At 48.9% G+C, this 24,732-nt stretch carries 22 protein-coding genes, 1 other RNA gene and 2 pseudogenes; 14 read left to right on the top strand and 11 right to left on the bottom strand.

The genetic code is table 11. The features are described from left to right. Positions 1-116: 116 nt before the first annotated feature. The 8 genes and pseudogenes from H6F93_RS21850 to H6F93_RS21815 all read left to right on the top strand — a co-directional run bounded on the left by H6F93_RS21850 (position 117) and on the right by H6F93_RS21815 (position 6,928). Entirely contained in the window at positions 117-1,472 is a 1,356-nt protein-coding gene (locus H6F93_RS21850; RefSeq protein WP_190685269.1) for a GAF domain-containing sensor histidine kinase, read from the top strand. Between the two features lie 73 nt (positions 1,473-1,545). Beyond that, positions 1,546-3,519 (top strand): annotated as a pseudogene (locus H6F93_RS35395) (GAF domain-containing protein); the annotation flags it as partial. A 52-nt stretch (positions 3,520-3,571) separates the two neighbouring features. After that, positions 3,572-3,757 (top strand): hypothetical protein, encoded by a 186-nt coding sequence (locus tag H6F93_RS33465; protein ID WP_206755756.1) that lies wholly within the window; start codon positions 3,572-3,574, stop codon positions 3,755-3,757. A gap of 22 nt (positions 3,758-3,779) precedes the next feature. Further along, the gene (locus tag H6F93_RS34770) at positions 3,780-3,908 is read left to right on the top strand and encodes a hypothetical protein (protein WP_277882873.1); all 129 of its coding nucleotides are present in this window, start codon (positions 3,780-3,782) and stop codon (positions 3,906-3,908) included. Between the two features lie 340 nt (positions 3,909-4,248). Beyond that, a pseudogene (locus H6F93_RS35390) lies at positions 4,249-5,517 on the top strand (putative bifunctional diguanylate cyclase/phosphodiesterase); the annotation flags it as partial. Between the two features lie 99 nt (positions 5,518-5,616). After that, positions 5,617-5,713: signal recognition particle sRNA small type (gene ffs, locus H6F93_RS21825), an RNA gene on the top strand. A 138-nt stretch (positions 5,714-5,851) separates the two neighbouring features. Beyond that, a complete protein-coding gene (locus tag H6F93_RS21820; RefSeq protein WP_190685267.1) occupies positions 5,852-6,220 on the top strand; it encodes a phasin family protein in 369 nt (122 codons plus the stop codon). A gap of 282 nt (positions 6,221-6,502) precedes the next feature. Continuing rightward, positions 6,503-6,928 carry a hypothetical protein gene (locus H6F93_RS21815; protein ID WP_190685263.1) on the top strand — a complete coding sequence of 142 codons (426 nt, stop codon included), beginning with the start codon at positions 6,503-6,505 and terminating at the stop codon, positions 6,926-6,928. Here the strand turns inward: H6F93_RS21815 and thiD are convergent. Continuing rightward, a complete protein-coding gene (thiD, locus tag H6F93_RS21810) occupies positions 6,925-7,740 on the bottom strand; it encodes a bifunctional hydroxymethylpyrimidine kinase/phosphomethylpyrimidine kinase (RefSeq protein ID WP_190643802.1) in 816 nt (271 codons plus the stop codon). The two genes, H6F93_RS21815 and thiD, sit on opposite strands and share 4 nt — an antisense overlap. Before the next feature lie 82 nt (positions 7,741-7,822). Beyond that, positions 7,823-8,617 (bottom strand): Crp/Fnr family transcriptional regulator, encoded by a 795-nt coding sequence (locus tag H6F93_RS21805; RefSeq protein WP_190685260.1) that lies wholly within the window; start codon positions 8,615-8,617, stop codon positions 7,823-7,825. A 182-nt stretch (positions 8,618-8,799) separates the two neighbouring features. Between H6F93_RS21805 and H6F93_RS21800 the strand changes: the two genes are divergently transcribed. The 5 genes from H6F93_RS21800 (at position 8,800) to H6F93_RS21780 (ending at position 13,355) form a co-directional block, all read left to right on the top strand. Further along, a complete protein-coding gene (locus H6F93_RS21800; protein ID WP_190685257.1) occupies positions 8,800-9,951 on the top strand; it encodes a sulfate ABC transporter substrate-binding protein in 1,152 nt (383 codons plus the stop codon). Positions 9,952-10,047: 96 nt separating this feature from the next. After that, on the top strand, positions 10,048-10,902 hold the full coding sequence (gene cysT / locus H6F93_RS21795; protein ID WP_190685254.1) for a sulfate ABC transporter permease subunit CysT: 855 nt from the start codon (positions 10,048-10,050) through the stop codon (positions 10,900-10,902). Then, positions 10,892-11,773, top strand: coding sequence for a sulfate ABC transporter permease subunit CysW (gene cysW / locus H6F93_RS21790; protein ID WP_190685251.1), 882 nt, complete (start codon positions 10,892-10,894; stop codon positions 11,771-11,773). Before cysT ends, cysW begins: the two co-directional genes overlap by 11 nt. A gap of 20 nt (positions 11,774-11,793) precedes the next feature. Beyond that, complete coding sequence (locus H6F93_RS21785; RefSeq protein ID WP_190685248.1) at positions 11,794-12,075, top strand: NIL domain-containing protein; 282 nt, start codon at positions 11,794-11,796, stop codon at positions 12,073-12,075. A 77-nt stretch (positions 12,076-12,152) separates the two neighbouring features. Beyond that, a complete protein-coding gene (locus H6F93_RS21780) occupies positions 12,153-13,355 on the top strand; it encodes a glutathione S-transferase family protein (RefSeq protein ID WP_190685246.1) in 1,203 nt (400 codons plus the stop codon). On the opposite strand, the gene H6F93_RS21775 is transcribed toward H6F93_RS21780, so the two are convergent. From H6F93_RS21775 to H6F93_RS21745, 7 genes are all read right to left on the bottom strand, one after another. Further along, the gene (locus H6F93_RS21775) at positions 13,337-14,050 is read right to left on the bottom strand and encodes a hypothetical protein (RefSeq protein WP_190685242.1); all 714 of its coding nucleotides are present in this window, start codon (positions 14,048-14,050) and stop codon (positions 13,337-13,339) included. The genes H6F93_RS21780 and H6F93_RS21775 overlap by 19 nt on opposite strands. Positions 14,051-14,090: 40 nt before the next feature. Continuing rightward, complete coding sequence (locus tag H6F93_RS21770) at positions 14,091-14,459, bottom strand: hypothetical protein (protein WP_190685239.1); 369 nt, start codon at positions 14,457-14,459, stop codon at positions 14,091-14,093. A 106-nt stretch (positions 14,460-14,565) separates the two neighbouring features. Further along, positions 14,566-16,236, bottom strand: a complete 1,671-nt coding sequence (locus H6F93_RS21765) for an alpha-amylase family glycosyl hydrolase (protein WP_190685236.1) — start codon at positions 16,234-16,236, stop codon at positions 14,566-14,568. A gap of 425 nt (positions 16,237-16,661) precedes the next feature. Continuing rightward, positions 16,662-17,081: a nuclear transport factor 2 family protein gene (locus H6F93_RS21760; RefSeq protein WP_199313882.1), complete on the bottom strand. Its 420-nt coding sequence runs from the start codon at positions 17,079-17,081 to the stop codon at positions 16,662-16,664. Between the two features lie 67 nt (positions 17,082-17,148). Then, the gene (locus tag H6F93_RS21755; protein ID WP_190685233.1) at positions 17,149-18,117 is read right to left on the bottom strand and encodes an aldo/keto reductase; all 969 of its coding nucleotides are present in this window, start codon (positions 18,115-18,117) and stop codon (positions 17,149-17,151) included. Between the two features lie 34 nt (positions 18,118-18,151). Further along, a complete protein-coding gene (locus H6F93_RS21750; protein WP_190685230.1) occupies positions 18,152-18,457 on the bottom strand; it encodes a YbhB/YbcL family Raf kinase inhibitor-like protein in 306 nt (101 codons plus the stop codon). 132 nt (positions 18,458-18,589) lie between these two features. Continuing rightward, the gene (locus H6F93_RS21745; protein WP_190685225.1) at positions 18,590-19,384 is read right to left on the bottom strand and encodes an SDR family NAD(P)-dependent oxidoreductase; all 795 of its coding nucleotides are present in this window, start codon (positions 19,382-19,384) and stop codon (positions 18,590-18,592) included. A 600-nt stretch (positions 19,385-19,984) separates the two neighbouring features. Here H6F93_RS21745 and H6F93_RS21740 point away from each other — a divergent pair. Then, the gene (locus H6F93_RS21740; RefSeq protein ID WP_190685222.1) at positions 19,985-23,344 is read left to right on the top strand and encodes a PAS domain-containing protein; all 3,360 of its coding nucleotides are present in this window, start codon (positions 19,985-19,987) and stop codon (positions 23,342-23,344) included. Here the strand turns inward: H6F93_RS21740 and H6F93_RS21735 are convergent. Further along, positions 23,341-23,799 (bottom strand): response regulator, encoded by a 459-nt coding sequence (locus tag H6F93_RS21735; protein WP_206755755.1) that lies wholly within the window; start codon positions 23,797-23,799, stop codon positions 23,341-23,343. The two genes, H6F93_RS21740 and H6F93_RS21735, sit on opposite strands and share 4 nt — an antisense overlap. Next, entirely contained in the window at positions 23,799-24,497 is a 699-nt protein-coding gene (locus H6F93_RS21730) for a Crp/Fnr family transcriptional regulator (protein WP_190685215.1), read from the bottom strand. The genes H6F93_RS21735 and H6F93_RS21730 overlap by 1 nt, the downstream gene beginning before the upstream one ends. Positions 24,498-24,732 lie beyond the last annotated feature (235 nt).

Below are 24,732 nucleotides of genomic sequence, written 5' to 3'. Positions count from 1 at the left end.
CACTATTTACTGACGCTTTACTGATGATTGCTTGTGTCCACACTTCTTTCAAACTTCCAATCCTTTCATTAGTTCCAATCTCCTTCACATCTCCTCACCTGTTAATGGATAGCAAGATGCTAACATCCCTGCCAGAATCACTTCCTGAAATTTGCTCACAGTTCTTGTCTAGTCTGAGCTCAACCGATGTTGATTTAAAGGCACAGATGCAGGGTTGTGTTGTACAGCTTCAACAAGCATTAGAGATCGAACAAACACTATCTCGCATCAGCGAGACAGTACGAGCTTCGCTGGATGAAACCTTCAGCTTAAACGCTGTCGTGCAAGAGCTAGCTCTAGAATTAGAGGCAGACTGCTACATTGTCTTACGAACAGATACTGATCAACAAAGATTGATCTCTAGTTCCTCGTCCCAAGCCCCTACTTCTAGCTTTCAAACTAAAGTTCTCTCGCTAGATCACGATCCGGAAATTAATCATTGTCTTCGAGCAACAGATTATCTTCAGTTCTGTTTCAACACAAATTTGCCTGAAGAAAAGTTCACACTGTTTGCCTGCTCAGTTAACCATAATGATGAAAACCTGGGAAACCTATGGGTGATTCAAGCAACATCTAAAACATTGACAGAACTTGAAATCCATTTGCTGCAAAAAGTTGCGAAGCAATGTGCGATCGCCATCCAGCAATCACGCCTTTACCAGGCAGCCCAAAGCCAAGTGGAAGAGCTAAAGCAACTCAATGAGGTAAAAGACAACTTTTTGAACCAGGCGATTCATGACTTGCGATCGCCTCTTGCCAATATGCAATTAGCAATCCACATGTTGGAGCATCAACTAGCGGCAGGAAGATCTGATAGCGGTGATACTTCGCAACAAAATCCTGCTTACATCAAAACGCTGACTCATTTAAAGATTCTGCAAACCGAGTGCGAACGAGAACTTACCCTGGTCAACAACTTGCTAGAATTACAGCGATTAGAGTCTGGACTAGCGTCTGAAAAGCAATCCTTAGATCTGGTAGATGCAATTGATTTAAGGGATTGGCTGATAGATTTGATCCGCCCGTTTGAAGACCGCATTCAGCAACGGCAAATCACGCTAGAACTTCAAATCGCGCCTTGCCTTCCAACAATAGTATCTGACTCAGACACCCTGCACCGTGTGCTGTCCGAGCTTTTACACAACGCCTGCAAATACACACCACCTCATGAAACTATCTCAATCCATGCTCGATCGAGTTCAGAATGTGTGCAAATTGAAATTAGGAACTCCGGAGTTGAAATTCCGGTCGAAGAACAGCTTCGGATTTTTGATAAGTTTTATCGCATTCCCAATAGCGATCGCTGGAAACAAGGCGGTACAGGACTGGGGTTAACCTTAGTCAAAGAAATGCTTGTTCATCTACGCGGCTCTATTTATATCGAAAGTGGGAGTGGACAAACCTGCTTTACGATACAACTACCGCTGAGATGATTGATTCCATACCTCATCAGCCGTACGTAACCTGTCCATAGCGCAACCCACAGAGTAATCAGGAATCAGAAAAATGTGTGTTCCAGTAGTTGAGCATGAGCCCGCAAGGCTCAACGCCCTTTATCAATACCAAGTTCTTGACACTGAGCCTGAACCTGAATTTGATAATTTGACTCAACTAGCGGCCGACATTTGTAGTACTCCAATTGCTCTAATCAGTCTAATTGATCAAAACCGTCAGTGGTTCAAGTCAAAAGTAGGGCTAGCCGTATCAGAAACCCATCGCGACATCGCTTTTTGTACCTACGCAATTCTGCAATCAGACCCATTCATTATCAAGAATGCTGCTTTAGACCCAAGATTTGCTACAAACTCGTTAGTCACGGGTGCGCCTCATATTCGATTTTACGCGGGCTTTCCTCTGGTGACGCCAGCAGGCTATCGAATTGGAACGCTGTGTGTGATTGACCGGGTGTCCCGTCAACTCTCAGCAGGGCAAATCAAAGCCGTGCAAGCCCTCAGCCGTCACGTTATGAGCCAACTAGAACTGCGGCGTAGTTATGCAGCAATCAAAGATGCAAGCGATCGGGATCTGAACAAGAGCAAAACATCTGAGAGGGCACTGCAAAGATCTCTGAAAGAGCTAGCAGACATTAAGTTTTCACTTGACCAATCTTCAATTGTTGCTATTACTGATGCTAAAGGAACGATTACCTACGTCAACGATAAGTTTTGTAAGATTTCTCAATATTCCAAAGCGGAACTGATCGGGCGAAATCACCGCGTTATCAACTCTAGCTACCATCCTAAAGCGTTCTTCCAGAGGATGTGGAGCACTATTGCTCAAGGACAAGTTTGGCGAGGTGAGATTAAAAATCGGGCGAAGGACGGTACATATTACTGGGTTGATACTACTATTGTTCCATTTCTGAACGGCGAGAGTAAACCTTACCAGTACGTTGCAATTCGCAACGATATCACCGAGCGAAAGCAGCTAGAAGAGATGTTAAGACAGCAATCAGAGCGAGAAAGCTTAGTTGCAGAAATGGCTCAGCGGATTCATCACTCACTTCAGTTTGAAGAAATTCTCAATACCACAGTATCCGAGGTTCGGCATTTTCTTCAGTGCGATCGCGTGCTGATTTACCAGCTAAAACCTGACGGTAGTGGCTATGTGGTAGTAGAGTCGGTCGGTTCGAAGTGGCACCCCATTACGGGTACGCTGGTTTACGATCGCCACTTTGCCGAAACATACATTCATCTTTATCAACAGGGACGAGTCCAGGCGGTTGCAGACATTCACACCGCAAACCTGACCCCCTGTCATCGGGAGTTGTTAGAAGGATTCCAGGTGCGGGCGAATCTGGCAGTACCGATTGTCAGTGAAGCAAGACTATGGGGATTGCTGGTGGCTCAGCAGTGCAGCGAATCTCGCCAGTGGCACCTGGATGAGATCGAGTTACTGAAACAATTGGCAACTCAGACGGCGATCGCCATTAACCAATCAGAACTTTACCAGCAAGCCCAGGATGAAATTTCTCACCGCCAGCAAACAGAAATAGCGCTGCGGCAGCAGGTTGAACGAGAACATCTCATCAGTGAGATTGCTCAACGGATTCGCCAGTCTTTGGATCTCGATCAGATTCTCAATACGACTGTCTCAGAGATTCAGCAGTTTCTACAAGCTGATCGGGTTTTGACCTATCGAGTTCATCCAAATGGCACCGGATATGTAACCAACGAAGCAGTTGCTCCTGGATGCACATCGCTGCTCGATCACCCCTTGCCCGAAGAGATTTTTCCCTTAAGCTGTCACCAGATATATCAGCAGGGGCGGATTCGCGCCATCACTGACATCGAACAGAATGAAATATCCTCTTGCCTAGTCGAAACCCTGCGAGAGTTAGGCGTGAAATCAAAGCTGGTTGTCCCCATCCTACACAAAGAAGAACTGTGGGGGCTGATGATCGCTCACCAGTGCAAGCAGTCTCGTGAATGGCAACCCTGGGAAATTGAATTGCTCCAACAGCTCTCAACTCATGTGGCAATTGCCATTGCTCAGGCTAATCTACTGGGTCAAACTCGGCAACAAGTCGAATATGAAGCGACTCTTAACCGCATTAGTCGCCTGCTTCACTCCCCCTGTGAGATATCAGAAATTCGACAAACGGTGCTGGATGAAACCGTTCGCGCCTTTGGAGGAATTGGGGGTCGGCTTTACATTACCGCCGACTCAACGGGACAAGCGGCTCAACTTTACACTTCTGGAGATCAGCCCGCGCTAGTGCAGCTAGAAGAGAGCCATTTTTGGCAACAGGCAATGGGCATTGTCGCTGGCTCATTGACAGTATCCACAGACTGCTACGAAGCGATCGCCTACAAATTGTCACCTCAATCTCGCCTGGCGGTCACTGCACCTGTTCCTTGCCCGATTAGTCAGCACAGTCAGTACAACACAGTTTCCCCCAATCACTATCCTTGTAGCATTCACAGTCGTGACCACAATGCTCAATTTCAAGCTTTAGCCCCTGCATTTGAAGCCACTTCGATTCGCGCCATTCTAATCGTGCCGCTTCAATATCAACAGCAATATCTTGGGTGTTTAAGCATCTTTCGTCAGGAGATTGGTCCAGAAATCCTATGGAAGCATTGGTTGGAGCAGAATGAACACGGCAGTCACATACAGGATGCATCCGCGGCGTGGCAGCAAACAATCCCTCAAAGTTGGACTCCAGAGGAAATTAAGCTGGCTCAAGCTTTGGGAACTCATCTATATATGGCAGTGATGCAAAGGCGCGTAGAAGATACGATACGACATCAAGCCTCCCATGACCGATTGACTGAGTTGCCTAACCGATTACTGTTTGACGAGCGTCTCACCTTGGCGCTAGAGCATGTTCATCAGTATGAAGAGATGCTAGCGGTTATGTTTCTAGATCTAGATCGGTTTAAGTCGATTAACGATACATTGGGACACGCCATTGGAGATCAACTATTACAACAGGTGGCACAACGAATCGCTAGGTGCCTAAAGCAAAGTGACACCATCTCTCGTTGGGGCGGCGATGAATTTACCCTAATCTTGCCCCACCTTTATTCCGCAGAAGATATTACTAAAATTGCTCAAAGAATTCTCACTGTGCTGGAAGCTCCGTTCCAGTTTGAGCAGCAGGAGTTACACATCACAGCGAGCATCGGGATTGCACTTGCGCCTTATGACGGTGAAGATGCTGAGACATTGCTTAAGAATGCAGATACTGCGATGTATCGAGCCAAACAACGAGGCAGAAACAGTTTTGAGCTTTATGCTGCTGATATGAACCTCCGGGCGTTAGATCAGTTGGTATTGGTCAACGACCTTTACAGAGCGTTGGAGCGAGGTGAGTTCCTGTTGCACTATCAGCCCCAAGTCAATTTACAAACCGGACAAATTGTGGCGCTAGAGGCACTGATTCGCTGGCAGCATCCGCAACGTGGACTTGTTCCTCCCGATCAGTTTATTGCGATCGCCGAAGAAACCGGACAAATCAACACCATTGGTGAGTGGGTGCTGCGAACTGCCTGTGCCCAAAATCGAGCGTGGCAACTAGCCGGATTTCCCCCTATTCGGATTGCCGTAAATCTCTCAGGTCGCCAGTTTCAACCCAATTTGGCTCGGCTAATCACTCAAGTTTTATCAGACACAGGACTCGATCCGCACTATTTAGAAGTAGAAATTACTGAAACAATCGCGATGCACGATTTGCCGTTGACTATCTCAGTCCTTAAAGAATTGCAAGAGATGGGCATCTATATTTCAATTGACGATTTTGGTACAGGCTATTCATCGCTCGCTACACTAAAGCAGTTTCCACTCCACACGCTTAAAATCGCACGCGAATTTATCCAAGATTTTGCCACCAGTCCTAAAGATGCAGCGATGATTCAAGCGATCGTCACCTTAGGACACGGTTTAAATTTGGGAGTGGTTGCCGAAGGGGTAGAAACATTGGAGCAGTGGAATTTCCTGCAATCGATCGATTGCGATGCCATGCAGGGCTACTTTTTTAGTCGTCCTTTAGCCCCTAGAGAAGTCACCCAGAAAATTGTGCCATTAAAGTCGGTTGACCTGTCTCACGCCTCCTGGACGTGTTATGCTAAAGCTGACCTGGACCCATGCGATCACAACGCCCAAACTTTGTCAGGACCGGAAGGTAGCAGCAATACGGGATGCTTGTGATAGGCGTGGTCTCCGGGTCACTTTTGTTGAGGGGTACTTGAAGAAGCCCTGGGTTTGAGAGACTTTTGTAAAGTCGGGTAGGCAGTTTGGCAGATTTACTCCTATTCTGGAAGCATCTCTCTTGATCATTTCCTGTGATATTTAAGGAGTCGCTGTAGCGATGGCTGGCTTTGGAGATTTAGTCCAAAAGGCATTTTACTTAGGGGTTGGGATCGCCTCCTATGCAGGCGAAAAGGCTGGCATGACGCTAACCGAGTTGCGATCGCAAGCCCAAAAGATTGCTGATGAAATGGTGGCACGCGGCGAAATGACCACCGAGGAAGCAAAGCGGCTGGTCGATGAAATGGTGAATCGGGCGCAACAGGCTCCAGCAAATCCCCCAACTGATGCTAGACCTGGCGAACCCCGCCGAATCGAAATTCTCTCTGAAGACGAAGCTCCATCCGAAGCGCCCCCCGAAGCAGTTGATGATTTGCGCGATCAGGTCACAAAACTACAGGAAGAACTGCGACGGCTGAAGCGAGACTAAGGGAAAAATAAAGGGTGAAGGATGAGCAGTAGTCGTAGTAGCGTGTCAAGCTTAGAATGTTGGGTTACGCTGCGCTTCACCCAACCTACACAACCTGTAGATGGCAGAACTGTAGGTTGGGTAGAGCAGGGCGGAACCCAACAAATCCTCAGGGATAAAGCTTTTACAGGGTGGGCTACTAGCGTTTCAAGATCAAGAATTTAGCTTCTGTAGGGTGAGCAATGTCCACCTCATCTACACGTCAGGGCTATAAGTTCAGTTGCAGCTTAGGTTTGGGAAATTATGGAAGGTTGGTCGCACGATTGGGTGAAGATGTTTGAGACGGTCGCCGCCGGAGTAGAGCAGTTTTTCCTGGAAGCCACGAAAGAAATGACTGAAGCTCTAGATGCCTTCGCAGAATTTTCTGAAGATGTTGCGTCTGAACTCGAAAGCGCGATCGCCCCTGAACTCGCGAACCTCGACGCAGAGCTAGACCCGTGGATCGAGTCAATTTTGCAGGCTTTTACCGGGCTAGAGGCTACTTTGAGTGAAGCCGCAGAACCCGTCACTCACACGCTGGAGCCGATGCTGAATGAGCATCCTGCCTGTGTCGGTTGTCGCCACTATCACGGACAGATGTATGGTGGCAATGTCCTAGTTTGCGCGATGTACCCCTATGGCTCGGAGACGGAAACCTGCCCAGATTGGGAGTCAAGCTGGAAGGATTAACGAATTAGTGGGAAGAAATGCCCGACGGGTCCTTGTCCTTTGCCAATCCGCAAAGAATAGTTTAGGGCAGTCGTGACGTAATCCTTTGCTAGTCGCACGGCTGAATGCAGGTCTTTACCAAGGGCAAGGTTAGCCGCGATCGCCGCTGACAAAGTACACCCCGTTCCGTGGGTATCAGTCGTGTTAACGGTTGAAGTTTGTAGAGTATCGAGACGATCGCCATCAAATAGCACATCGACCCCGCGCAAATCGCCTTCCATACCGCCGCCTTTAACTAACACAGACTTTGCCCCAAGCTGAAAAATCTTTTGGGCAGCAGCCTGCATGTCTTCTAACGTTTTGATCTCTAAACCGCTGAGAATCTGTGCCTCGTAGCGATTGGGCGTGAGAATGGTCGCCAAAGGAAGCAGGTCGTTTTGGAGGGTGGCGATCGCCTCATCGTCAATCAGTTGCGCCCCCGTACGCGACACCATCACCGGATCGACAACTAGATTGGGCAGGTGAATTTCTGCTGCCTGCTTAGATACCGCTGCAATAATTTCCTGATTCAGCAGCATTCCGGTCTTAACTGCTTGAACACCAATGTCTTCCACGACTGCTGCGACTTGAGATACCACCGACTCCGCAGGCAGCGCATCTACCCGACTCACCCCTAACGTGTTTTGTGCGGTGATGCAGGTGAGCGCACTGGTGCCATGCACCCGATGAAAGGCAAAGGTGCGGAGATCGGCTTGAATGCCTGCACCACCACCGCTATCTGATCCGGCGATAGTTAGAGCTACAGGAATAGGTGAGGGTAAGGAAACAGTCATACAGGTTCAGGAAGAGAATATGCTGGTTATACTCGTTCCCAGGTAAAACCTGGGAACGAGAAGCTGACGAGAAGCCAAGTTTTCAACGCAGGGGCCACCAGGACACTTTATCGCGGGTTGCCCCATAGACTTCCTTTAGCCCTTCGGGATCAAGCACTCGTACTGTATCGCTGGAAGGATCGGTGGATTTTGCGGAATCTATCAGCTTCACCTGCCGCATTCCTTTTAGCACTTGCTCAACGGTGCGGTGATTGAGCTGGCTGGCGCGGGCAATGATGTCAATCGGCAAATCAAACATAAAGGTGCCGTCTGCCTGGGGCTGATTTCCCAGCGATCGCTCCTGATAGATCAGCGCCCGCAGCAAAGCCGCCACTGCTTGAGGTGGATGGGTGCTGCAATTGAGCAAATGATATTCAAACTTAGCCCGTAGCTCAAACAGCAGGTGATAGCGATCGCGAAACACTTCACTTTCCTCGTAAAGTGCTTGCACCGACGCAAGTGGAATTTTGAACACATCGGTCGTTTTATACGCCTCAACCAGACTGGGAAACGCCTGGGAGATTTTGCCATAGGCAAATGCAAGATTTCGCATTCCAAAGCAGCTTCCCGGATAGCTCAGCGCAATCACCCGATCCAGTGGCGTACTGCGAACGATAACCGGGCCGCCCGCCGAAATTGCATACAAAAACTCTAGTGATACCCCTGGTCGAAAAGCTGTGTATACCGGACGACTGGAGTATAACTTTTCTCGAATAATTTGCTCAGGCGACACATAGTTCGCCAGCCAGTCCATATCCATTCCCCGAAACAGGCAATTGCCCTGAATCAGCAGTTGCAAAGAATCGGGTTCTAAAGACTGCTTGGCTTTCACTGCCATGCCATTGCTGCTCGATTAGGGAATACCCCATTCTGGCAAATATTCTGACAAATTTAGTTTTATATCGAACCCGAAATTCAATTCGTTTATGATTCACTTGTATTTTATATATGGTACAGTCTTATTCAAACTAAATCCGGTATTCCGATCCGTTAACCGGTGTTTAATAGGAGTATTCTCTCATGTACCTGTGGCAGCGTTTCACTCGATTTTTTGGCTTACGAAGGTTGAAATCTCCAGTTGCGGGTGGGTTGTCCCCGCTAACGCTGGGGCGATCGCTGCGTCTGCTTAAGCGGCCAATCTCCCTGTTTTTAGTAGGAATAGGGCTGAGTTTAGCGATCGCTTCTTGCAGCCCCTCCAGCACAACCGAAAGCGAATCAACATCCGGTGGTGAAGCGGCAAGCGGACCCGTTGAGCTAACCCTGGTTTCCTACGCTGTCACCCAGGCGGCTTACGAGCAAATTATTCCTCTATTTAACGAGCAGTGGAAAGCCGAGCATGACGGACAGGAAGTTATCTTTGATCAGAGCTATGGCGGCTCCGGCTCTCAAACTCGCGCAGTCATCGATGGCTTAGAGGCAGATGTCGTAGCTCTTGCTCTCGCCCTTGATACCAAAAAAATCGAAGAAGCCGGACTGATTGAATCAGGCTGGGAAGAAGAAGCTCCTAACGGCTCAATCGTTCACTCCTCTGTCGCTGCACTGGTAACTCGTGAAGGCAACCCCAAAGCAGTTCAAGGTTGGCAGGACCTGACCAAAGAAGATGTAGCTGTCATTACCGCCAATCCTAAAACTTCAGGTGGCGCGCGGTGGAATTTCCTGGCGATGTGGGGCGCAATCAACCAGACGGGCGGAGATGACGCAGCCGCTTTAGATTACGTCACTCAAGTTTATGGAAACGCTCCTGTTCTGCCCAAAGATGCGCGTGAAGCGACTGATGTATTCTTCAAGCAAGGTCAGGGAGATGTGCTGATCAACTACGAAAACGAGGTGCTGCTGGCAAAATTGAATGGGGAAGAACTACCATACGTGATCCCTGATGTCAACATTTCCATCGACAATCCAATCACAGTAGTCGATGCCAACGTAGACAAGCACGGCACTCGTGAAGTTGCAGAGGCTTTTGTACAATTCCTGTTTACCCCCGAAGCACAACGAGAATTTGCAAAGGTTGGCTTCCGCCCGGTTGAAGAAAGCGTCAAAGCGGAAGTTGCTAACGACTATCCCGAAATTAAAACCCTATTCACCGTTGATGACTTTGGCGGTTGGGACGAAATTCAGGCAAAATTCTTTGATGACGGTGCCGTCTTTGACCAGATTCAAGCGGGTGCTTAGTTTGTTTTGTCTTTAATCATTGACGCGATGTCCAAATTGCAATCTGCACATCGCGTCAATAGCTAATTCTGACCCATGTTACTAGAGTCTTGACTAATGACCCCTTCTTCAAACTCTCAGTCTGCATCTTTTCTCAGCAGACTGCGTCAAGTTCCCCGACTGCCATTTATCTGGCAGTTTACTTGGGTGTATCTGACGATTATGCTGTTTGTGCCAGTGATCGCCCTTTTGCTGAAAGCCAGCACACTTAGTCCGGCTGAAATTTGGCGCATCGCGACTTCTCCGATCGCGCTTTCTGCTTATGATGTCACCTTTGTCACCGCATTGGTAACAGCCGCGATCAACGGTGTGATGGGCGTGATCATCGCCTGGGTCATGGTGCGCTATGAGTTTCCATTTAGACGCATTTTAGATGCCGCCATTGACCTACCCTTTGCCCTGCCTACTGCGGTTGCAGGTCTAACTCTGGCAACGATCTACAGCGATAGCGGTTGGATTGGTTCGCTGCTAGCTCCCTTTGGCGTTAAAGTATCCTTCACCCGCCTTGGCGTTGCGGTCGCAATGCTATTTATCTCACTGCCGTTTGTGGTTCGCACCGTTCAGCCCGTCTTAAGAGAACTAGAACCTGAACTGGAGGAAGCCGCCTGGAGTTTGGGCGCATCCCAATTTCAAACATTTTGGCGAGTGCTATTGCCACCACTGCTGCCCTCGATTCTGACAGGAGTAGCGCTGGGCTTTTCTCGTGCTGTAGGGGAATATGGCTCAGTTGTGATTGTGGCAGCAAACGTTCCGTTTAAGGATTTGATCACTCCGGTGCTAATCTTTCAGCGTTTGGAGCAGTATGACTATGCTGGCGCAACAGTAATTGGTTCCGTCATGCTGGGTGCTTCACTGGTGATTTTGCTGGCAATTAATCTATTACAAGCGTGGGGACGGCGTTATGACATCTGAAGTTTTTAATCCATTCTCGCGTAAGCCATCCCCTAAGACGGACAGTAAAGAATTAGCCAAACGAGGGGAATGGCCAAAGCTAGTTCTGATTGGAATTGTGGTCGTTTACCTGGCGCTGGTGTTGCTGGTTCCAGCAATCAATGTGTTTGTGCAAGCCTTTGATGGCGGCATGGAAGGATTTCTTGAAACAATCAGACAGCGAGAGTTTGTGAATGCGCTAAAGCTGACACTGCTGATGGCAGCGATCGCCGTTCCGCTCAACACCGTTTTTGGTATTTGTGCAGCCCTGGCGCTAGCCCGCAAACGCTTTCCCGGACGCACCCTGCTGATCAGTATTATTGACCTGCCCTTCTCCGTTTCCCCCATCGTCGCGGGTTTGATGATTGTGTTGCTGTACGGGCGAAATGGCTGGTTTGGGCCGTTGCTGGAATCTGCCGGAATCAAAATTATCTTCGCCATTCCAGGAATGCTGCTAGCGACGATTTTTGTCACCCTTCCCTTTGTCGCCCGCGAAGTCTTACCCGTTTTAGAAGAAATGGGGCCAGAACTAGAAGAAGCAGCTAAAACGCTGGGAGCAAGCAGTTGGCAGGTATTTTGGCGGGTGACGCTGCCCTCGATTCGGTGGGGCTTGCTTTATGGCTTAATCTTGACCAACGCCAGAGCAATGGGAGAATTTGGGGCGATCGTTGTCGTCTCAGGTAGTATTCGCGGCAAAACCCAAACCCTGCCACTGTTTGTTGAAGAAGCTTATAAGCAATATCAAACCCAGTCCGCCTATGCAGCGGCAGTGCTGCTGGCTTTGCTAGCCGTTGTAACGCTGGTACTCAAAGAAATTCTGGAACGGAAAACAGCGATTAAAGATGCAGAGTAAAGCTTAAGGCAGGAGGTTCTATGACAACCCTATCTGACGATCAAAGGCGGACGCAAACTCGCATCAGAGTGCGAATTCCTAAGCGCTACCAGCAGGAACCTGTCATTTCTAACCTGATTTCTGATTATGGGTTGACCGTCAACATTTCGGCAGCTTTGCTAAGCGCAAATGCCCGAGAGGATGGTTGGTTTGACCTCCAGCTTCAGGGAACAGTGCCGCAAATTCGTAGCGCCTTGCTCTATCTCAATGACCTCGATCTGGAAGTTTGGAATGGCTCCGATGAGCAAGAGGATAGCTGGTAAAGTCCTGGAATAGTCCCACATGTGAAGCTGTTGTAAGCTAGCTTTGAGATGACTTACGACTTATAGAACGCGATCGCATGACCCTTGCTCCCCTCGGTTGGGCAGACCTCGAAGCCCTCACAGATTTTCAGATCGATACCGTTAATGGCCCCACCAATGCTCAAGCCCGGTTGCGTCTGTTTGGCCAAAGCGAATCAGATGTGCGGGTGACTTTGTATCGTGATAATCATGCCTGGTGCCCCTACTGTCAAAAAGTTTGGCTATGGCTTGAGGAAAAGCAAATCCCGTATCGCATTGAGAAAGTAACAATGTTTTGCTACGGGGAAAAGGAAAGCTGGTACAAACGCAAAGTGCCCTCCGGGATGCTACCCGCTCTCGAACTAGACGGACGGCTGACCACCGAAAGTGATGACATTTTGCTGGCTCTGGAACGGGCTTTTGGTCCGTTGGGTCAGGGCATGGAAGACTCCAGGGTACTTCCCCTGCGGCAATTGGAACGATTGCTGTTTCGCGCCTGGTGTAGCTGGCTTTGCTATCCTTCGTCACCTCCACAAGAGCAGCGTAGCCGTCAGCAATTTGTCAACGTGGTGGAAAAAGTTGAGCGTGCCCTCGGCAGCACTCCCGGACCCTATTTTCTTGAAGAATTTGGTACTGCTGATGTGATCTTCACACCGTATGTGGAGCGCATGAATGCCAGTTTGTACTATTACAAAGGCTACTCCATGCGGGAGGAAGATCCTCGCTTTGCAGACTGGTTTGCTGCAATGGAAAGCCGACCCACCTATCGCGGCACCCAAAGTGACTTTCACACTCACGTTCACGACTTGCCGCCGCAAATGGGCGGCTGTTGGGAAAATCGTGAACCTCAAACACGCGCCAATCAGCACCGAGTGGATAATGGACCCTGGTTAGGCTTACCGGATGTGACTTATCCAGAACCTCCAAACTCTCGCCGAGAAGCCCTGTATTACGTGATCAAACATCGCACTAATATCGTTCGGGTAAACCCCGCCGATGATGAGTTATTTGATCAGGCTCTCCGCTGTGCCCTGACTTCAATGATGACTGGCGAAGTGTGTATTCCACCCGATGGCTCAGATTTTGGACTGCGCTACTTGCGCGATCGCATCAATGTCCCCCGCGATATGTCCATCTATGCTGCTAAGCGACTCAGGGAAGCGCTAGAGAAAACGGCAGCTTTAGCGGGCGACAGACAAGGACCGCCGATTCCCATGAAGCATCGACGTGACCAAGACCCCGTTTATTTCGGCGGAAAGTAAATTTCAATGTCTCCCTGAAACTGGGACTGGTCAGCAAGGGTGACCGTAAAGGTGCGATCGCCCGTCCAGGTGAAGCTGTCTAACTCGGGCTGTGCAGGTATTTCGTCGGAAATGCTCGATTCTCCTGACTGTAAGTCCATTATGATAAACCAGGCTGTTCCTTCCAGTTTTTCCAGGAAAACAGCATAGCGATCGTCAGCAGACCACTGCACCCAGTCGAGCCCACCATATTTGCCAATACTCACAGTTTGAACGGTTTGCTGAGCGCGATCGACTTTATAGATTGCCCAACATAGCCCTTCGTCTGTGACTTCTTCACAGGCTTTGAGAATGGTGTAACGACCGGATGGAGAGGTCGGTGAGACAATTAACCGTTTTGCATAAGTTACGGCACCGTCGCTACTGGTGGATACCGGGATTTCAGACTGTAGGATTGTGCCCTGATAGGATAATGCTCCCGTTTGAGTAAAGGAAAGGTCACGAACAGTTTCTCCTGGGAGAAGGTCAAGCCAGTCTTCCTGATCCAGGGCATCTTCAGGCGTTGATGGCGTTGGAGAAACCGCTGTGGGTGTTGTAACCGGGGGAGATGACTCACGCATTTGAGCTTGAGGTGAAGTGCATCCGGCGATCGCAATCACCATTCCAATCCATACAATGTGGATTGGTTTTAGCCGTAGCGTGTTGAGTTGAAGCATGAGTCGTAAAAGTCCATTGTTCTCTTTTAGCTACAGCTAACTACAACAGATCAATGCGACTCTCGTGAATCCAGCAGTTTAAATTTGTGACTTGAAACCAGGATTCACCAGTGCGATCGACAGTACGGTTATCGATTTCTACAAACGCGTTACCTGGAACTGTGGTTATGATTGATCCCCAAGCGCTGGCTCGACAGTTATTGTTTTCCTGCTCAGTTCCGGCAGTATGTCCCATCCGAGGGAAAACATCGGCATCATCCGGTAAGTTTTCATCTTCGTGATAAATATTGTCTTGATCGGCTTCAGTCGGTTGGGTAGACTGCGCGACAGCCCGTAGCGGTAGGAAAATAGAGAATGCAACGAGCATAATTTGGGTGGCGATCGCCGGGATTATTTTTTGAGTGTTCATCGCAATCGTCCTTGTTGGTAGCACGGCATTGCCGTGCCCCTACGAAAGTTGTTTGTCAAATAGGCAACGCAGCCATAGTGAGATCATAAAAGCGTAACCCTTGGTGTTACTGCCAAATTAATACTTGGGCTTCGTATTCACCCAAGTTAATTGTTAGCTGGTCATTCTGCGACTCAACTTTGTAATTCTTTGTCCACTCGTGCCAGGTTCCGTTTGCAGGAAAGTGAGGGATTTGGTAATCTGCTCGGAACTGATCAGAAAAACTGGCGACAACTACCACTCGTGCGCCTTGGTCATTCCAACGACCGTAGGCAAAGACTTTATCCTCTGGGTTCTCGTGAAAGAAGTCAATGTTAGCCGTTTGAAGTGCCAGGTTTTGTTTCCGTAGAGCGATTAATCCTTTGTAGTACTCAAACAAATCGCGATTGCGATCGCCCTGCAACAACAACCAGCCAAGCTGTTGATCTGGCTCATCTGCATTGATTGGCGTGCAGTCTCCAAACTCTTCGCCCATCCAAATTAAGGGCACGCCCACAGCGGTCATCAACAGTACTGCACCTAGTTTTGCTCGACTGAAGGCAGCATCGTCAAGAATATCGCGATCGCCCAATTCGAGTAACAGTCGCTTCTGATCGTGATTACACAGGTAACTAACCGCCTTTATTAACCCCTGCGGATAATCCTGTTGAGTGGGGTCGATCGCCTGCTTAATTTGGTCAAGGTCAAAAGCCTCCCCACACAAGGGAGGCTTCAACGTCTGGTAAAAATTTTCGTGCCAACAGCCATCCATTGGACCGTTCGGACTGATTAACTCGGGTTTTTCTGGAATGTGTTCCCCAATGTTGTAAAAAGGCTTTTGTCCCGCGACCTGCTTCGCGCCTTCGGTCATCCAATGGAGAAAGTCAAAATTATCCAATTCTTTCAGGGCATCGTAGCGAATTCCGTCGATGTGATACTCCTGCACCCAAAACCGCAGCACATCACCCATGAATTCCCAGGCTGGACGAATACCAAGTGTTTCATCTTTGTACTCGTAATTAAACTCAGGGCCCCAATAATCCTGGGGGTCAGCATCTGGATGGTGGCGATCGTGGTAATACCAGTAATCGCGATCGATGTGTAACAGTGGACTTTCTTCTGAAGAGTGATTGTAAAGCTGATCTAAAATGACGCGAATACCCCTGACATGACACTCATCGATCAAGTGCTTCAATTCTTGGGTTGATCCGTATTCTGGTTTTGGTGCAAAGAAATAGCTGGGAATATAACCCCAGTTGTAGTGACCAGGAGATTCGTTGACGGGCATGAGTTCGATCGCATTGATGCCCAACTCACACAAGTAGTCTAACTTCTCAATCACATTTGTATAGTGACCCTGGTGGTTATCCTGAGTGCCGTGAAAGAAGTCAGAAACTAATAACTCATAAATGACTAATTCGTGATTCTCAGGCAAGAGTTTGTCATCGTGGTGCCACACATAGTCATCAACGATGCGTTCTCCATCCTTAATTCGCACTACTCCATTGCTAGTGGATGCATCGATTTCTGTCACATAAGGGTCGTTGATCTCTACCCACTCGTCCGGCTCATGCGACCAGCTTTTAGACTGTATTCGAAATTTGTATTGATAAACGCCATCATCTAGCTCAACGGATGTACGAAAATAGCCTTTATCATCCTTTTGCAGCGGAATTTCATTCCAGTCGGAGAATGAACCTATGAGTACGGCAGCTTTGTTGTGAGGCGCTAATAGTTTGAACTCAACTGAGGTTGGCATATCCTATCTATTAACAATGGAAGCAAATATTTATTTTTGTAGCAACGCACTCAATACTATTAACTCTATATTCAGAACAGTTTCACGCCTGAACAACGTATATCTAAATGTAGTTTGTAGTTTGCAATACAAGCGTCTAGTCGTAATCTGTCCCCAATCTTGTCGAGTTGAACAGATTTCACGACGCAGCAATGTCTGTAAGGGCGCACCGCAGTGCGTCCCTATCTACTGCAACATCTTCAGATTAGAAATACTATAGTGACGAATACTATAGTGACGAATACTATAGTGACGAATGAAAGTCGATCGCAGGCTGAAGCAGTAGTGCGATCGCCCCTACCACCACAAACGACAAAGTGACCCACAACAAAGTCAGATTAAGTTGCATTATCATCTCCTATTAGGAAAAACTACTTTTATTGCTTCTATCCGTGCTTTGCGCCCTGTGGCAAAAAGGCGGCTGAATCGTAGTAGGTGCGAAAGTGCTGCACCTTTCCGTGATTGAATTCTAATATGCTGACACCCCGATAAGTAATCTCCTCAGAGGTTGATAGTGCTCCTTTTGAAACCCACTCTAAGACTGAAGAATCGTTGGCTTCAACAACATGAGTGAATTCAGAATGGATACGGTCAAACACCGAAAGGTACTTTTGCCAAAATTGACGAGCGCCCTCTTTTCCTTTGAGGGGTTCTAGCATTGCAAGATTCGTTAGCTCTGCATCATTTGAGAATAGTTCGACGAGTGGTTCAACCTCACCTGTTTTCTCGATTTGTTGGAGCGTCTGCATAAAGTGTGAAGTTGCTTCACCGACTGTTGTTGCGTCGACTGTTGTTGTATAGGTCATATCTGATTTCTAAGTTCTACAAAGTTCCAAAGGAAGCTGGATTTGAGTAATGTTCATGCTGTTAACCTTATCCTGCTGCCGACATCAGTTGTTGAAGGCGTTGAGGTTCTTCTCCCAGCCAGGCTGGATTCTGGGCAGTGCCGTCAAAAATAGAGGAGGTTTTGAATGGCTCAAACTCGCCTCTTGCTCCGGCTTCGGCTGTTTTGGTGAGTAACGCTTGTACCTGATCGTCTGTCATAGGCTGAAAGGTTCGCACCGCTTCAAAGGCTTGCTCAAGATACTCCAGGCTGTCCATGCCCGTAATTACAACGGAGGTGGGTAGATTCAGCGCATAGTGAAGACATTCGATCGGCGTTACTGTATTTGACCGGAGCAAAATTCCATTTGCCATACTCTTCATGCCCAGGATGCCAATGTTTTGTTTAACCAGTTCTGGCACGACGAGCTTGGCAAAACTGCGGTAATGGGCATCCATTACGTTTAGCGGCATTTGAACCGTATCCAACTTAAAACCCTGCTGGTTCGCCACTTCTAACATGTGCAGATGAATGTAGGGATCTTTATGTCCGGTGAAACCGATATATCGGATTTTTCCTGCCTTCTGAGCTTCCAAGACAGCAACATGAGCACCTTCTTCATCAAAAATGCGATGAGGGTCTTCAAATCGCAAAACTTCGTGATACTGCAATAGATCAACGTGATCAACTTGTAATCGCTTGAGGGATTCATCAATCTGTTTGGCAGCTTCTGCTTTAGAGCGGCCGTCAATCTTTGTCATTAGGAACGCTTTGTCGCGATAGCCATCCCGAAGCGCTTTCCCCATGCGAACTTCACTGGCTCCATCGTTGTAATCCCAACAGTTATCCATGAAGGTGATACCGCGATCGATCGCCGTGCGAACAATTCGGGTTGCCAAGTCTTCATCTACATGCTTCAAGCTGAGATGCCATCCCCCCAGCCCGATCGCAGAAACCTGCTCTCCCGTACTGCCAAGCTCTCGATATAACATCTCTGAATTTAATCTATTTTCTATCATTTTCTTTACCAACAAGTTTGCTGATCACCTGTTACTAACGCTGATAAACTTTGACTAACCGAACTTGCTGAATGATGTAGTTGGCGATCGCATCCAGCAGTTGCTCTTGATTCATATCGGGTTTGAAATCAAGTTCTGTATCCAAGACATATGACCAAAAATAGTAGTGGTGAGGCTCGTGCCCCTCTGGTGGAGCAGGGTTGAAGCATTCGCTGCCTTGGGGCAAAGTAAACGACACACTAGAGTTGGCGCTGCTCATTTGACGAATAATTTTCGTAGGGGCACGGCATTGTCGTGCCCCTACGGTGGGCGATTCGCATATTGGGAATTCCTGCATCATTCTCAATTTGTGCAATGCCCTAGAGTTAGTCGCTCACTTTACCAATCATTTACTTCCGCATTCGCTAACCATTGTTCATCGCTTTTGAGTTCATGCCCTTTAAGAAGTGAAGCAATACGGTTACTTGTTGGCTTAGCTGGGTTCCGTAAGCTGACGGTGTAGTTCAGCGTTGAGCGTATCTGGCAAAACCTTACTCACGTTGCCCTGAAGCTTGGTCATGGGTGACCCTGCGATAATCGAATCCTTGCCAGTCATCAATGCCTCAAACCCTTGCTTGGCAACCTCAGCCGGATCGTCTTTTTTGTTGGCACCTACTCTGGTGTCATCCATTCCAGCCCGGTGAAAGAAGTTGGTATCTGTCGGTCCTGGCATCAGCGAAGTAACCGTGACTCCGGTGTGCTTTAACTCGTTGCGAAGCCCCTCGGCAAAGGAGTGAATGAACGCTTTGGATGCAGCGTAGACTGCTTCAAAGGGGCCAGGCATGAGGGCAGCGATCGAGGAGGTAAACAAAACCCGTCCTTTGCCGCGATCGACCATATCTTTCACTACTCGCTTAGCCAGGTGAACTGACGACACGACGTTTAGATTGATCAGGTTGAGTTCGTCGTTTAACTCCGTTTCATGAGAAAACTCACCCCCGACCCCAACTCCTGCATTGATGGCGATCGCCTCCACAGGTCGCCCCATCGCTCGGATTTTGCTGTAAAGCGTCTCAACCCCCTCATAGGTAGCCAGATCGGCCTGGACTGTTTCAACGTTTGCACCAAATTGCTTGAATGCTTGAGCCGCTTCATTGATACTGGCTCCAGTTGCGGTCACCAGCAAGTCAAAGCCTTTTTGAGCAAACTGCCTAGCGAGTTCATAACCGATGCCATTAGAGGCACCCGTCACAACAGCCAGGGGGCGAGTTAGTGAACTATTCGTCATGGTCTAAATCCTCGTCTAAATTCTCTGCGGGAATTCGATCTTTAAAGGGGTTGCCAGTTGTGAGGGATAGCGAAACCTGCTCTACAACCGCAAGCCAACAGCCGTGTAATAAATAGCAGTGCAATAAATTGCTTAAAGCTGTTTTGCTCTGAGCAAGATCTGTGCCAGAGACATAGGCAGCAGTATGTGCCTTTAGCCTTTTGTCGATCCTAAAGAGGCAGTTAGGTTGCTGCGTCTTTCCAACGACGTATCCGTATCAATTGTGTCTTTCTCGAAAGCTGCCCTTAGCTGTCGTGCAACCTCTGCCCTAGGAATGTAGGTAAAGTTACACCCTCTGCCCTATGATGCAAGCCAATGTCCCTCACAAAACTCCTGCCCATTCCAGACTTGGCTTGTCACCTCCAACAGTATCTCAACTCCCAGGAGAAATCTGCTGCAGAACTAGACATTTCCCCTAAGGCTGTGAATTGCTGGGAGCAAAGGCACTGTATGTCTTTACCGATGGCACTAACGCTGGTCAGATTATGAAATCGAACTTGAAATCGATCGGCGAACCCAGGAAGAACCTGTTAAGGCAGTCTTCTTCAAAAGGAGAAAGGGATGTCTAAAACATCGTCCTCTGTGAGTTTGGAGGACATTCTAATTACGGAGGCGTTAGCTCAGAGATCGCTTCGAGCCGCAAACCTGGAGGCTGAGACTCAAGCCCTTCATACGCTGGCGCAGCAGCTAGCAGCACAGTCACAAACCATGCTAAGAACGCTGGTGACTGTGGCGAGAGATTTGTGCCAGGCAGGAACCGCCGGGGTGAGCTTACTAGAGGTCACTGCTGAGGGGGAGGAAGTCTTTCGTTGGATTGCGGTTACCGGAGCCTTAGCTGACCATGAGGGAGAAATACTGCCGAAAAGCCTTTGTCCTTGCGGTGTCTGTCTAGACCACAAAGCCCCTCAACTCTATACCTATCCTGAACGTTACTTCACCCACCTGCATTCTTTTCAACATCCTTTTGTTGAAGAACTCGTCTTGCCGCTCCGGGTAAACGATCAGCCGCTCGGTACTCTCTGGGTTTTGTCTCATACTGAGCAGCAACGGTTTGACTGGGGCGATCAGCGCTTAATGACCAGCCTTGCAGGCTTTGCGGCAGCAGCTTTGCAGAGTCTAAGCCTGTACCAGAAGGCTGAAGCAAGTTTGCTGCCAGGAACGGAACTGAGATCGATCACGAATGTCATCCCCGCTTCCATTGCCTTTGTCGATTCTGAGCAGAGATATCGCTTTACCACCCAAAAGTACGAAGAATGGTTTGGGGGTTTTGTAACCAACCTTTGTGGCAAGGCAATCCAGGAAGTGTTAGGGGAAACGGTGTATGCCACCCTTCGCCCTTATGTAGAGCAAGTCCTGACAGGAGAGCAAGTCACATTCGAGCGTGAGGTTTTGCTTCAAGATGGCAGAATCCGTCATGTAGAGGCAACCTACGTGCCTCAGTTTGCCGCGTCGGGCAGCGTTGAGGGTTTTGTGGCGTTGATTAGCGATATTAGCGAACAACAAAACGCCTTGCGGGGTCGCAGGCAAGCGGAAGAGGCATTGCGAGAGAGTGAAGAGTTAAAGCAAAGCATCTTGGAGAGCAGCAAAGACTGCATCAAGGTTTTAGCGTTGACTAGTGAAATTCTCTATATCAGTAAAGGTGGGCTATGCCTTTTAGAAATCGATGATCCGTCCTCTATCCTGAATACCATTTGGGTTGACCGTTGGCAGGGTGAAGACCATGAAAAAGCAAAAGCTGCGATCGCCGCTGCCAAAATGGGAAACACAGGTCAATTTCAAGGCTATCTCCCTACTGCTAAGGGCACACCCAAATGGTGGGATACCATTGTTACACCCGTGCGTGATGCCGCTGGTCAGGTTGTGCAACTGGTAGCAATCTCACGGGATATCACCGAAGCAAAGCGTGCTGAAGCCGAACGTCAGCATGCAGAAATGGCGCTGCGAGAAGCGCACGTGCAGTTAGAGTCTGCGCTGGCAGCAGGAGCGATTTACATCTGGCGTTGGAATATCCCTGTCGATCGCGTTGTGGTAAATGGAGCGTTTGCTTATTTGGTTGGGGTTGACCCAGACGTTGCGACAACTGAGGGATTGCCGCTTGAGTTCTTTGTCCAGTCCATCCATGAAGAAGACCGCCCTCGCGTTTCTGCTGCGATTCAGCAGGCGATCGAAACAGGCAGGGAATATGCGGCTGAGTACCGCATTCAAACGACTTGTGGAGAAGAGCGTTGGCTCAGGGCACGGGGACGAGTTGAATATGATGCAACAGGCAAACCCATTTCCTTTCCGGGTGCCTTGATTGATATTACCGATCGCAAACAGGCAGAAGAATCCTTGAAGCAGCTTTCCACCGAGCTGGAGCAACAGCTCCAAAAGTTTGATGCCGTTGCGTCTTCCGTGCCAGATTTTATCTACACCTTTGATCTCTCAGGACGGTTCACCTACGCCAATCAACCCTTACTTGACCTTTGGCAAAAAACGCTGTACCAAGCGGTGGGCAAAAACTTCTTTGAACTCGATTATCCAACCGAGCTAGCCGCACGTCTGCAAAAGAAAATTCAGGACGTGATCGCCACGCGACAGCCGCTCAAAGACGAGTCATCTTACACAACCGCATTTGGCACCAGAGCTTACGAAGATATCTTTGTGCCGATCTTCAACCCAGATGGCACTGTGCAAGCGGTAGCGGGAACAACTCGTGACATTACCGATCGCAAGCAAATTGAGATTGAACGAGAGCAAATCTTACAGCGAGAACAAGCCGCACGAGAAGCGGCTGAACGGGTCAACCGGATTAAAGACGAGTTTTTGGCCGTCCTATCGCATGAGTTGCGATCGCCGCTTAACCCGATTCTGGGATGGGTTCAGATGATTCGGAGAGGCAATCTTGACGCAGCCAAAACTGAAAAAGCCTGGACGACCATCGAGCGTAACGCCAGACTACAAGCCCAGTTGGTTGATGATTTGCTGGATGTCTCTCGAATTTTGCAAGGCAAGCTCAGTTTGAATGTGGGCCAAGTCAGTTTAGCGGCGACTGTTCGAGCCGCCATTGAAACGGTGCAACTAGCAGCCCAGGCTAAGTCAATCGAGATAGAAGCAACGCTGGACACTAAGATTCCATCGGTTTTGGGAGACTCAACCCGTTTGCAACAGGTGATCTGGAATCTGCTCTCAAACGCAGTTAAATTTACACCGGAAGCGGGCCAGGTCACTGTGCGATTAGAACAGTTGGATCACCATGCTCAAATCAAGGTGAGCGATACAGGCGTTGGCATTCACCCAAGCTTTTTGCCGTGCGTGTTTGACTGTTTCCAGCAGGCTGACAGCGCAACGACTCGCCGATTTGGGGGACTGGGGTTAGGACTGGCGATCGTGCGTCAGATTGTCGAGGCACATGGGGGAACGGTGTTGGCAGACAGCCCTGGAGAAGGACAGGGTGCAACCTTTACCGTGAGACTGCCGCTTACGTCTGCTCAGCCCACAGCAGAGCTAGACCGGCAGCCTTTAGAGGATTCTTTTGATTTGCAAGGCACCCAAATTTTAGTGGTTGATAATGAGCCAGATGCTTTGGAGTTTGCTGCTTTTGTGCTGGAGCAAGCGGGTGCTGAAGTCTTATCGACGACCTCCGCAGACGAAGCCCTAGCTCTGTTATCTCAATCGACACCCGACGTGTTGCTCAGCGATATTGGAATGCCAGATATGGATGGCTATACCCTGCTGCGGCGAGTCAGGTTACTCCCACCCGATCAGGGCGGTCAGGTTCCGGCGATCGCCCTAACCGCATACGCCGCAGAAATCGACCATCAGCAAGCCATCAAAGCGGGCTTTCAGCGGCATGTTGCCAAGCCCGTTGAGCCGGAGGCATTAATTAGAACCGTTGCGACTTTGGTACAGCAACAGCAGCAACAGAATGGACAGCATTAATAGACCGGACATAGCTGCTGGAGGATGCGCTTTAACTGTTGCCCGTCTTCTAGATAGGTCACATACTCATTGTCGCCCATCTGAATGTTTTGCCCTTCGAGGTCTGCCCCGTACCGCTCTGCCATGACGATAATTGGCGTGCGACTGTCAAGGACTGTGTTTTGACGAATCTTTTGTCCGATCGCCATCCAGCGATCGATCGTTTCTCCGACCTGGCTAATTAAAATCAGGTCAAAGCGATCGCCTTTTCCCTGAGTTCGTTCAAGGGCATCCACTTCATCAAGCGCTAGCGTCACTGAATAGCCCCAGATTTGGAGGTTATGCTTTAAGAGCGGTCGGGCATCGTCGTCTGAGTCAAGGACAAAAATGCGAGGGGATGGTGTAAGTAGCTGGTTCATCTCTTTGGTTGCCAATGAAATGATATAACGCGAGAAAGACGGGATGAATCGCTCCATTATTGCTGTCCTAGCAAGCGATTATATTCAGCCTTAACCATTCTGAAACACTCGCAGGCAGAGGCTTCTAGCCCATCCTGGTTGATAATCTGGACATTTCCTCGACGATATTGAATCAGTTTCCGCTCCTGAAGCTTTTGCGCCACCTGCGTTACACCTGCCCGTCGCACACCCAGCATCGTAGCCATAAACTCCTGTGTTAGAGGTAGACGGTCGGAGTGAATTCGCTCCTGCGTTTCAAGCAGCCAGCGCGGTAGGCGTTGTTCTAGCGTGTGCAGAGAGTTGCAGGCCGCGGTTTGAGAAACCTGTGCCAGAAATGCTTGGGTATAGCGCAACAGTAAATCGTGTAGCTCACCGTTGCGGTTAAACTCCTGCCGCAGAGCTTGAGCACCAATTTTCATCGCATCACCTGCAACCTGGACCGTGTATTCTGTTTGGGTACTTTCCTCTTTACCCATAAAAGCGTTAACACCCAACACATCTCGACTACCAGCCATCCCCACTTCTGCTGTTGCACCATTTTGCATCGTGATTGTGATAGAGAAGAGGCAGTTGATCGGGAAATAAAGGGAGGATATTGGCTCACCAGAGGACTGGACGAGCGTACCCTGCTTTAAGCTGACACGATCGAGATGAGGCGCAAGGCGATCGCGCACATCCGCAGAGAGAGCAGCCAATATTTGATTTTTAGCGGTCATAATAAACCTCAAAGGATTACGAAGAGGCTTTTCATAAAATGCATCTTGGTGTGGGCAGATCTAACAGCCCAGATTTTGGATAAAATCCAAGGCTCAACAGTGAAACCTGTCCTATGATAATTTTGGTCGATTACAGAGACTCGATACAACAGGCAAGGGTTATAGTTAGGGGTGTGCTTAGTGATACAGGCTATTGTTGCAATCAACCTACCAACGTCTAACAGTTTGGATAAGT

This window comes from Leptolyngbya sp. FACHB-671 (genome assembly GCF_014695745.1).
Lineage (GTDB): Bacteria > Cyanobacteriota > Cyanobacteriia > Elainellales > Elainellaceae > JAAUTN01.
The sequence above is the reverse complement of the archived record's forward strand: the minus strand, read 5'-3'. Positions and strand labels throughout refer to the sequence as shown.

Coding starts and splice junctions, on each gene's coding strand:
- H6F93_RS21765 (WP_190685236.1), bottom strand. CDS start 16,236: ATGCCAACCTCAGTTGAGTTCAAACTATTAGCGCCTCACAACAAAGCT.
- H6F93_RS21745 (WP_190685225.1), bottom strand. CDS start 19,384: ATGACGAATAGTTCACTAACTCGCCCCCTGGCTGTTGTGACGGGTGCC.
- H6F93_RS21750 (WP_190685230.1), bottom strand. CDS start 18,457: ATGATGCAGGAATTCCCAATATGCGAATCGCCCACCGTAGGGGCACGA.
- thiD (WP_190643802.1), bottom strand. CDS start 7,740: ATGACTGTTTCCTTACCCTCACCTATTCCTGTAGCTCTAACTATCGCC.
- H6F93_RS21740 (WP_190685222.1), top strand. CDS start 19,985: ATGTCTAAAACATCGTCCTCTGTGAGTTTGGAGGACATTCTAATTACG.
- H6F93_RS21815 (WP_190685263.1), top strand. CDS start 6,503: ATGGAAGGTTGGTCGCACGATTGGGTGAAGATGTTTGAGACGGTCGCC.
- H6F93_RS21735 (WP_206755755.1), bottom strand. CDS start 23,799: ATGGAGCGATTCATCCCGTCTTTCTCGCGTTATATCATTTCATTGGCA.
- H6F93_RS21760 (WP_199313882.1), bottom strand. CDS start 17,081: ATGACCTATACAACAACAGTCGACGCAACAACAGTCGGTGAAGCAACT.
- H6F93_RS21805 (WP_190685260.1), bottom strand. CDS start 8,617: ATGGCAGTGAAAGCCAAGCAGTCTTTAGAACCCGATTCTTTGCAACTG.
- H6F93_RS33465 (WP_206755756.1), top strand. CDS start 3,572: ATGAAGCGACTCTTAACCGCATTAGTCGCCTGCTTCACTCCCCCTGTG.
- cysT (WP_190685254.1), top strand. CDS start 10,048: ATGACCCCTTCTTCAAACTCTCAGTCTGCATCTTTTCTCAGCAGACTG.
- H6F93_RS21770 (WP_190685239.1), bottom strand. CDS start 14,459: ATGAACACTCAAAAAATAATCCCGGCGATCGCCACCCAAATTATGCTC.
- H6F93_RS21780 (WP_190685246.1), top strand. CDS start 12,153: ATGACCCTTGCTCCCCTCGGTTGGGCAGACCTCGAAGCCCTCACAGAT.
- H6F93_RS21730 (WP_190685215.1), bottom strand. CDS start 24,497: ATGACCGCTAAAAATCAAATATTGGCTGCTCTCTCTGCGGATGTGCGC.
- H6F93_RS21820 (WP_190685267.1), top strand. CDS start 5,852: ATGGCTGGCTTTGGAGATTTAGTCCAAAAGGCATTTTACTTAGGGGTT.
- H6F93_RS21800 (WP_190685257.1), top strand. CDS start 8,800: ATGTACCTGTGGCAGCGTTTCACTCGATTTTTTGGCTTACGAAGGTTG.
- H6F93_RS21755 (WP_190685233.1), bottom strand. CDS start 18,117: ATGATAGAAAATAGATTAAATTCAGAGATGTTATATCGAGAGCTTGGC.
- H6F93_RS21775 (WP_190685242.1), bottom strand. CDS start 14,050: ATGCTTCAACTCAACACGCTACGGCTAAAACCAATCCACATTGTATGG.
- H6F93_RS21785 (WP_190685248.1), top strand. CDS start 11,794: ATGACAACCCTATCTGACGATCAAAGGCGGACGCAAACTCGCATCAGA.
- H6F93_RS21850 (WP_190685269.1), top strand. CDS start 117: ATGCTAACATCCCTGCCAGAATCACTTCCTGAAATTTGCTCACAGTTC.
- cysW (WP_190685251.1), top strand. CDS start 10,892: ATGACATCTGAAGTTTTTAATCCATTCTCGCGTAAGCCATCCCCTAAG.